Raw genomic sequence first — 9473 nt, forward strand, 5'->3', positions numbered from 1 at the left:
GATCGTCCACTGAGCGAGCCTTGTTTGAAAACCTGTCACGTATTTTCAGTCTCTGGCGTCCCCACCGCTCGGCCGACCGGATGCCATGTGAAGCCATTGATTGCCCGCAGGCGACATGAGGCGCGCCGCATTGAGGAGCCAACGCCTTGAGCCCCATTGCAATGACTGCCCTCATCATCGTTGCGGCCGTCGTCCTGTTCGTGTGGAACCGTTTGCCCGTCGTCGTTGTGGCGATGGGGACCGCGTTGGCGCTCTATGCCACGGGAATCCTGTCACTCGAAGACGCGCTCAGCGGGCTCGGCGATCCGGCGGTGATCTTCATCGCCATGCTCTTCATCGTCAGCGCCGGTCTCGAGGCCACAGGCGTGACCGCCTGGGCGGGGCAGCTTCTCATCGCCAAAGCCGGTGAGAACAGCCGCGCGCGGCTGTTGTACCTCACCATGCTGCTGGTTTCGCTCCTGACGGCGCTGATCAGCGTCAACGGAGCCGTTGCGGCTCTCCTGCCAGTCGTCGTCGTCATGGCCGTCCGCCTGAAGCGTGCGCCGTCGCAACTCCTGATGCCGCTCGTCTTTGCCGCCCACGCCGGCTCGTTGCTGGCGCTCACCGGTACGCCCGTCAACGTCTTGGTCTCCAATGCGGCTGTGGATGCGGGGATCGACCGGTTCGGCTTCTTCGAGTTCGCGCTCGTCGGCGTGCCGCTGCTCATAGGCACGATGGTGATCATCGTGCTTTTCGGCGAAAAGCTGCTGCCGCAACGGGGCGGTCCGACCATTCCATCCGATTTCAGCAAGCACGCCCTGACGCTCGTCGAACAATACGGGCTCAGCAACGGCGTGTTTCAGATGCGGGTGCGGGGCACTTCGCCCTATGTGGGCGCTCCGTCTAGCGCTGTGGACGTCACCGCATTCGGAGGTCTTCAGGTCGTCGCCATCCAGCAAGGCGACGGCGGTGGGCCTCTCCGGCGGCCCACGATCGCCGAGGGCGATTACCTCATCCTGCGCGGGGAGGCCGAGACAGCCGCTGCCTTCGCAGCCGAAAAGCACTTGGCCTTCCGCAAACAGAGCGCCGCGGCCGACTTGCAGGAAACATTGTTCAATCGCGATGCGGGTCTCGCCGAAGCCATCATCCCGCCGCGCTCCGGCATGATCGGAACATCCGTCTTCAGCGGCATGGTTACGGAGAGCGGCGATCTGATCATCATGGCCGTTCAGCGCCAAGGTGAAGTTCTGGGCCCGGACAGTGCGGTGCTGCAGGCGGGCGATACGCTGCTGCTGCAAGGAACCTGGAAGGCTCTCGATGTTCACCTGAACGATCCCGACGTCCTCGTCGTCAACGCGCCGGATCTCGTGCGTCGCCAAGCCGTGCCGATGGGCGCCGGCGCGACACAGGCTATCGTGGTTCTGGTCGCCATGGTGCTCATGCTGGCGACGGGCATCGTCCCGCCCGCGATTGCCGGCATCTTGGCCGCCGGCGGGATGATCCTCACGGGCGTTCTCACGGTCGATCAGTCCTTCCGCGCGATCAATTGGACCACCGTCGTGCTCGTCGGCGCCATGATGCCGCTTTCGACCGCGATGTCGGAGACAGGGGCGGCCAACCTCCTGGCGGAGGCCCTGGTCCACGGCGTTGGGGATGCTGGGCCCTACGCCCTTGTGGCCGGATTATTCGTGCTGACTGCCGTGCTCGGGCAGTTGATCAGCAACACCGCTACAGCCCTGATCGTGATCCCGATTGGCGTTGCGGCCGCCACCAGCATCGGCGTCTCCCCGAGACCCGTTCTGATGAGCATCGCCGTCGCGGCGGCGGCAGCGTTCCTGACGCCCATCGCGACCCCGACCAATCTGATGGTGATGGCGCCTGGAGGGTATAAATTTGGAGATTACTGGAAGCTCGGCCTCCCTCTGCTGATCTGGTTCTTCGTCGTCGCGACGTTCTATGTTCCGCTGGTCTGGCCGTTTTAACCGCCGCACACTCCCGAAGCTTAGCGATCTTCAAGGGCTACCCTTCCGTCTGGACTAGACCGTTGACCCCGCGTGCGACCTGCATCTGGATCTTCGGTCTTGCCAAATGGCTCCGCGACAAGGCTCCTCCGAGCAGGAATAGACGCAAATGGAGCTATGTCGCCGACAAATGAAAACCCGCGATCCGCATGAGGAAACCGCCCGAATATCCGGGATTTGCCTAGCGTCTACTGACCTTCAACCTTCGTTGAGCTCTTCGTCGGCGTTCTAAGGTCACGTTTTGTGCGGATTGACGCAGTGATGGTTATTCAGCATCTTATGAACGGCATGTCATGTCGTTGCGTATAAGACATGGATCAACGTGAAGGCCGCCTGCGAAAGTTGGCGGACCCGGAGCGACTGATGTCTAAAATCGCGATTAGTTTCGAGCACCAAGAAGTCGTCAGTTCCGCTCGGGTCTGGACTTTGCTGACGCCGACTTTCGACCGGTTCGAGGTCCGCTGCGAGGCTGATTCCGCCCTCGTCGAGATTTCTCTCGTGAAGGACAATGTCCGGAGGGTTCCGATCGGCACGGCGTCGTGGGATCTTGGCGGCATCGTTTTCACCCAGTCCTTTTTGCCTGCTGCCGGCGAAGGGTCGTGGCCGGACTATCCCAACTCCATCACGGACGCCGGGCAAACCGAAAGCGAAACGGCCCTTCCCGTCCGCGCGGCCCAGTACGCCTCCATGGATTACCTCGGCCTTGGGACGTTGAGCGCAACGTCCGGCGACCGGATTGCCGACGAAGAGGTCCTAACATTGCTGCTTCCCCAGGGCCTCCTTCGGCAGGAGCCGGGGGTCTTGGACGGTGTCCAACGGGCGATCGTGAATTCCGGACTCGGTAGCGTGCTCGCCGACTACATGATGGCCCTGGCCCATCGATTGCCGACGGTTGCGCGCACCGACCTGGGTCGCCTGAAGTCGGCGACCTGCGCTCTCGTGGGCGCGTGCTTCGCCGCAACCGCCGATCAAGCGGAGGTGGTTGAAACGCCGATGGCGTCAGCCCTGCTCGATCGAGTGAGGCGGGAGGTCAGGCAGAATATGGCATCCGTCGATTTCGGTCCGGACGCCCTTTGCAAGCTTCTGTCCGTGTCGCGCTCGAAGCTCTATCGCATGTTCGAAAGCAGGGGTGGGGTCGCGCGCTTCATCCAACGCGAGCGGCTCACCGAGGCTCACCGACGGCTCAGCGAATCCGAACATATTACACCGATCAAGTTCCTCGCGACGGATGTCGGTTTTGTCGATCACGCAACGTTCAGCAGGGCCTTCAAGAGGGAGTTTGGCTACAGCCCGAGCGAAGCGCGGAAGGTGGCCCTCGTGAAGGCATCGCGCGCAGCCGTCTTCTTTGCGGAATCCGCCGCATAGGGACGGTGGCGACGCCCGACGCTGGACAGCCTCGATCGGATAGTGGTTACTTGAAGCCAAACAGTACGAGAGCGTGATCGGAAGAGGTTATGCCGGCGGCCAGTTCACGCAGCAAGACAATGCGAGAGCGTCAATTCGCTTCCGCTTCGACGAACGCGATCCGAAGCGGACCATGACATGACCTCACCCGGCCTTTCTCTCGTCGCGCCAGATTTCCTGACGCTCACGCTCGGCATCGTCGTATATTTCCTCGGCGTCATCGTGACTCGCCGCGTCGCATTCCTCAGAAACTACAACATCCCAGAGCCGGTCACGGGCGGCTTTCTCGCGGCTCTCGCCATATGGGCGCTCTACGGCGCCACGGGGCTGGCCATCGATTTTGAAATGACGACACGCGACCGGCTGCTTGTGATCTTCTTTGCGACGGTCGGGATCAATGCGCGGCTTTCCGATTTGCTTGCCGGCGGACGCACGCTCATCATCCTCTGCGTGCTGACCGTCATCTTCGTCGTTCTCCAGAACGTCGTGGGGACGCTGGGCGCCACGATGTTCGGGTTGCCGTCGTCCGCAGGAGTAGTCATGGGCTCGATCTCGCTCGTGGGCGGGCACGGCACCACTATCGCATGGGCGCCGGCGATTGCAGCTGAGCACGGATTTCCGACGGCGGTTGAGACCGGAACCGCGGTCGCAACGATGGGCCTGATCCTCGCGAGTGTCCTTGGCGGACCGATCGCCAAATTCCTGATCGAGCGCGGACGGCTCGCGCCTGAAACCGGAACGAAAGAAGCGAATGTCGCTGCTAAGGCCGAGTCGGAGCAGATCGAGAAGGGCGGGTTCATGAATGCTCTTCTCGTCGTCAATATCGCCGTGATCCTCGGCTATCTTGTCCATGGACCGATTACCGAGATGGGCGTCAAGCTGCCCCTTTTCGTGCCCTGTCTGATCATGGGTATCGTTCTGTCGAATACGATCCCGTTGCTGTTTCCCCGATTGCCTTGGCCCGCGCGCAAGCCCGCGCTTGCGCTCACTTCCGATTATTCGCTTTCGGCGTTTCTCGCCATGTCGTTGATGAGCATGCAGCTATGGACGCTCGCCGAAATCGCTGGGCCGCTTCTGGTCGTCGTAGCGCTGCAAACGATGTTGGCGGTCGCCTTCATCGTCATTCTCCTCTTCCCGCTTCTCGGCCGGGACTATCAGGCGGCGGTGCTGAGTGCGGGATTCACCGGCTTGTCGCTTGGCGCGACGCCGACCGCAATTGCAAGCATGACGGCGGTGACGAAGCACTATGGTCCTTCGCCGAACGCCTTTATCATCCTGCCGCTCGTCTCCGCCTTCTTTGTCGACATCATCAACGTGATCGCGATCAAACTTTTTCTTTCGTTCTAGATGCGAATTGCGCTCCCGCTATTTGATGTAATGGCGTGACAAAGACCCGCGTTCAGCCACCGCGGAGATTGGAACTTTGAGCTCACTTTTGAGATTCTGAGCTAATCCTCGTCCGATTGCACGCTGTTATAATACTGTGGGGCTGCCGGACATCTGCGAAAGCGGATAGCCGGGGCCACCGGCATAATCCGGGACCGCTCCCTCGAACCAAGATGGGCCGGCAGTTGATGATGAGGTGCATGCTGTCATGGTCCATCGCAAGACGGGCAGATCTTCGCTCCCTCATGCGGTCGACAGCCGCATTCTGAACGGCGCCATGCAATATCCAGAAACGCGCGTTGCGGCAGACGACGCCGCTCACACGGCAAGACACTGCCTACTTCGCTTGATCTCCACGGTTGCGGTCGGCGCTCTTCTTCTTGCTGGCTGCCAGCGTGACGCAGAAACGCCGCCACCCGCTGCTCGGCCCGTTCGGACGATCACGATCGAAGCGCCACAGACACGCGCCACGACGAGCTTTACGGGTCGTATCGAGGCGGCGGATCAAGCATCGCTTGCATTTCGAATTCCTGGCCGGTTGACCGAGCGGACTGTCGATGTCGGCGCTGAAGTCGGCGGCGGTCAGATCATCGCCCGTCTCGAGCCGCAGGACGAACTCAACGCACTTCGCTCCGCGCGCGCCGCGCTCTCCGCCGCGCAGGGCATGCTCACGCAAGCGGACAACCATTTCGAACGCCAGCGTCATTTGCTCGACCGCGGTGTGACATCGCAGGCCTATTTCGAGACGGCTACGCAGGCTCGAAAAGCGGCCGAATCACAGGTCAAATCGGCAGAGGCGCAGCTCGACACGGCCGAGGATCGGGTTCGTTTCACCACGCTCGAAGCCGATGCGCCCGGCGTCGTGACCGCCATCGGCGCGGAGCCGGGAGAAGTCGTCCAGGCAGGGCATATGATCGTGCAACTCGCCCGTCGCGGTGGCCGCGACGCTGTCTTCAGCGTGTCCGCCGAATCGCTGCGTTCGGCCGCGCCAGACACCGAAATCGACGTCGCCATGGCCGATAACCCGGGCGTGACGGTGTTGGGCCGGGTGCGCGAAGTCTCTCCCCAGGCGGATCCTGTCACTCGGACCTTCCAGATCAGGGTCGGCCTGACTGACCCGCCGCCGTCGTTTCGCCTGGGTGGGGGCGTTGTCGGCAAGCTGCACAGCGAAACGTCGGCCATCCTCGCTCTTCCGACGTCGGCCTTGGCATCGGGGCGACAGAAACCCGCCGTCTGGGTGGTCGATCCAAAGTCTCTTGTGGTCGCGTTGCGCGATGTCGAAGTCGCGCGGCAAGAACCTGCGACGGCTTTCATCGCAAAAGGCCTCGTCCCTGGCGACGTCGTCGTTACCGCCGGTGCGAGCTCACTTCGTGAGGGACAAACCGTGCGCCTGTATGGATCGGAGCTGTAATGGCGTTGAACCTCTCTGAATGGGCGCTAAAGAAGCCATCCCTGATCGTCTATCTGATGATCATCGTCGTGCTCGCGGGCCTCGGATCCTACTATCGCCTCGGCCGTAGCGAGGATCCCGCCTTCGTCATCAAGACGATGGTGGTGTCGGCCGCTTGGCCAGGCGCGACGCTCGACGATACGCTCAAGCAGGTGACGGAGCGCCTGGAGCGTCAACTCGAAGAGACTCCGAACCTCGATTTCCTCCGCAGCTTCACCAGACCCGGCGTGACGACCATCTTCGTCAACCTCAAGGGCGACACCTCTGCGTCACAGGTCCACGATACCTGGTACCAAGTCCGCAATCTCGTGTCGGACATTCGCCTGACGTTGCCGAGCGGCGTGGTCGGGCCGGTCTTCAACGATCGCTTCGGAGACACGTTCGGCATCATCTACGGGTTCACGGCTGAAGGTTTCACGCATCGCGAACTGCGCGACTATGTGGAACGTATCCGTTCCGATCTCCTCCTGGTTCCCGACGTGTCGAAGATCGAGATCATCGGGGCCCAGGATGAGAAGGTCTTCATCGAATTCTCCGTGAAGGAACTCGCGACGCTCGGAATCAACCGCGCCGCGCTCATTGCAGCACTTCAAAGCCAGAACGTGGTCAGGCCGGCTGGCACGATTCAGACCGACGAAGAGAATCTTTCGCTTCGGGTATCGGGGGCGTTTCGATCCGAGGACGACATCCTCAACATCAACTTTCCGGTTGGCGATCGGATGATCCGTCTTGGCGACATTGCCTCCGTTCGCCGCGGATTTTCCGATCCGCCACAGCCCCTGTTCCGCGTCAACGGCAAAGAAGCGATCGGCCTCGGCATCGCCATGCGCGAGGGCGGCGACATTCTCGCTCTCGGCAGGAATTTGAAGGCGGCACTCGCCACCGTCACCGCCGACCTGCCGCTCGGAATCGAGCCTCGCCTCGTTGCCGACCAATCGGTGACGGTCGATCTGGCGATCGCGGATTTCATGACGTCCCTATGGCAATCGATCGCCATCATCCTGTTCGTGAGCTTCATCAGCCTCGGTGTTCGCCCTGGCGCGGTTGTGGCGCTGTCGATTCCGTTGACGCTTGCCGTTGTTTTCGCCGTGATGGAAATCGCCCATATCGACATGCAGCGAGTCTCGCTCGGCGCGCTCATCATCGCCCTGACGCTTCTCGTCGATGACGCCATGACGACGACGGACGCGATGATGACGCGACTCGCCGCCGGAGACGACAAGGAGCGTGCTGCGACCTACGCCTTCCGAAAGTACGCGTTCGCCATGTTGGCTGGGACGCTGGTCACGATCGCCGGATTCGTGCCGATCGGCTTCGCTGCCAGCTCGGCGGGCGAGTACACGTTCTCGCTCTTTGCCGTCGTCGCCATTGCGCTCGTCGTCTCGTGGTTCGTCGCAGTGATCTTCTCTCCGCTCCTCGGCGTCTGGATATTGAAGCCACCGCGCACCAAGGCAGCCGATGCGGGGCCTGGCCGGGTCATGACGATCTATCGGCGTATTCTCGATACGGCGATGCGGGCGAAATGGGTCACGATTGGCGTGACTATCGGCCTTTTCGTCCTGTCGATTCTCGCGCTGCCACTGATCCCACGGCAGTTCTTTCCGGCCTCGGATCGGCCGGAGCTGCTCGTCGACCTGCAGCTTCCTCAGAACGCATCGATCTACGCAAGCGAGAATGTCGCGCGGCAGTTCGACAAGGTGCTGCGAGGAGACCGGGACGTCGAGCGGTGGAGCACATATGTCGGCCGCGGCGCCATCCGATTCTATCTGCCCTTGAATGCGCAACTGCCCAACGACTTCTTCAGCCAAGTGGTCATTGTGGCGAAAGACGTGAACGCGCGCGAACGACTGCGGACGAAGCTCGAATCGGTTCTGGCAACGGAATTCCCGAGCCTCATATCTCGGGTCTATCCGCTCGAACTCGGACCTCCGGTCGGCTGGCCGGTGCAATATCGCGTAAGTGGACCGGACCTCTCGAAGGTCCGCGATATTTCGTTCAAGCTCGCTCAGGTCATTGCGAGCGATCGTCGCGCTGAACAAGTCAACTTCGACTGGATCGAGCCGTCACGGGAGCTTGGAATTCGTATCGATCAGGATGAGGCGCGCCGTCTYGGTCTCAGCTCGCAGGCGGTGGCGGCGGCGCTCAGCACTGTCGTCTCCGGCGCCGGAATCACCCAAATTCGCGACGATATCTACCTGATCGACGTGGTTCTGCGTGCGACGGACGAGCAGCGGATTTCGCTCGCGACACTTGAAACGATGCCGGTGGCGCTGCCGAATGGCCAAACGGTGCCGCTCAAGCAATTGGCCACATTCACCTACGACCAGGACTATCCGCTGGTCTGGCGGCGCGACCGCATTCCCACATTGACCGTCCAGGCAGATGTCGCGACGGGCGTGCTGCCTGAGACCGTCATTTCGGCCCTGACCCCGGGAATCGAGGAACTGCGCAAGAGCCTGCCGCCCTCCTACTCGATCGCCGCCGGCGGAACCGTCGAAGAAAGCGCGAAGTCGCAGGCGTCCGTCGTCGCTGTCGTGCCGTTGATGCTGATCATCACGCTCACGGTGCTGATGGTCCAACTGCAGAGCTTCCAGCGCCTTGTGATCGTGTTGAGCGTCGCACCCCTCGGCCTGATCGGCGTCGTCGGGGCGCTTCTCATCTCTGGCAAGCCACTCGGCTTTGTCGCGCTTCTGGGCATTCTCGCGCTGATCGGCATCATCACCAAGAACGCTGTCATTCTCATAGGCCAGATTGATTTCGAGCGCGCGAGCGGTAAGAGCGTTCGCGAGGCCGTTGTGGACGCGAGCAGCGCGCGCTTCCGTCCGATCATGTTGACCGCGATTTCGACCGTACTGGGCATGACACCAATCGCCCCGACCGTGTTCTGGGGGCCAATGGCTTACGCGATCATGGGTGGTCTCTTGGTGGCGACGGTGCTCACACTCGTCTTCCTGCCGACGCTTTACGTGACTTGGTTCGAGCGCAAGACGCCGGCGCAGAACGATCGCGAAGTCCGACCGACCGCCCCGGAAGGTGCTCCTGCATCATGAAGACAATGCTGAACCGAGCGGGCTTGCCTTTGTGGTGCAGTCGCCACCGCACCATTCTTCTCGCCGCCGCCGCGGCATCGATATTGCTCAGTGCCTGCGATCGCAGCGAAGAAGAGGCCGCGCTCGCGGCGCGGCCGGTGCGCGTCGCGTTGGTCGAGCCGGGCAACCTCGGCGATTCCATCG

At 61.9% G+C, this 9473-nt stretch carries 5 protein-coding genes and 1 pseudogene; all 6 read left to right on the forward strand.

The features are described 5' to 3' along the window. Positions 1 to 146: 146 nt before the first annotated feature. Complete coding sequence (locus AC1DT3_RS05725; RefSeq protein ID WP_477464284.1) at positions 147 to 1961, forward strand: SLC13 family permease; 1815 nt, start codon at positions 147 to 149, stop codon at positions 1959 to 1961. 402 nt (positions 1962 to 2363) lie between these two features. Continuing rightward, entirely contained in the window at positions 2364 to 3365 is a 1002-nt protein-coding gene (locus AC1DT3_RS05730) for a helix-turn-helix domain-containing protein (protein WP_477464285.1), read from the forward strand. A gap of 177 nt (positions 3366 to 3542) precedes the next feature. Continuing rightward, positions 3543 to 4751, forward strand: coding sequence for a sodium/glutamate symporter (gltS, locus tag AC1DT3_RS05735; protein ID WP_477464286.1), 1209 nt, complete (start codon positions 3543 to 3545; stop codon positions 4749 to 4751). Positions 4752 to 4998: 247 nt separating this feature from the next. After that, a complete protein-coding gene (locus AC1DT3_RS05740) occupies positions 4999 to 6201 on the forward strand; it encodes an efflux RND transporter periplasmic adaptor subunit (RefSeq protein ID WP_477464287.1) in 1203 nt (400 codons plus the stop codon). Next, entirely contained in the window at positions 6201 to 9290 is a 3090-nt protein-coding gene (locus tag AC1DT3_RS05745) for an efflux RND transporter permease subunit (RefSeq protein ID WP_477464288.1), read from the forward strand. The genes AC1DT3_RS05740 and AC1DT3_RS05745 overlap by 1 nt, the downstream gene beginning before the upstream one ends. Further along, a pseudogene (locus AC1DT3_RS05750) lies at positions 9287 to 9473 on the forward strand (hypothetical protein); the annotation flags it as partial. The gene AC1DT3_RS05745 and the pseudogene AC1DT3_RS05750, both read left to right, overlap by 4 nt.

The sequence above is a fragment of the Microvirga sp. P4_G7 genome (genome assembly GCF_056401005.1).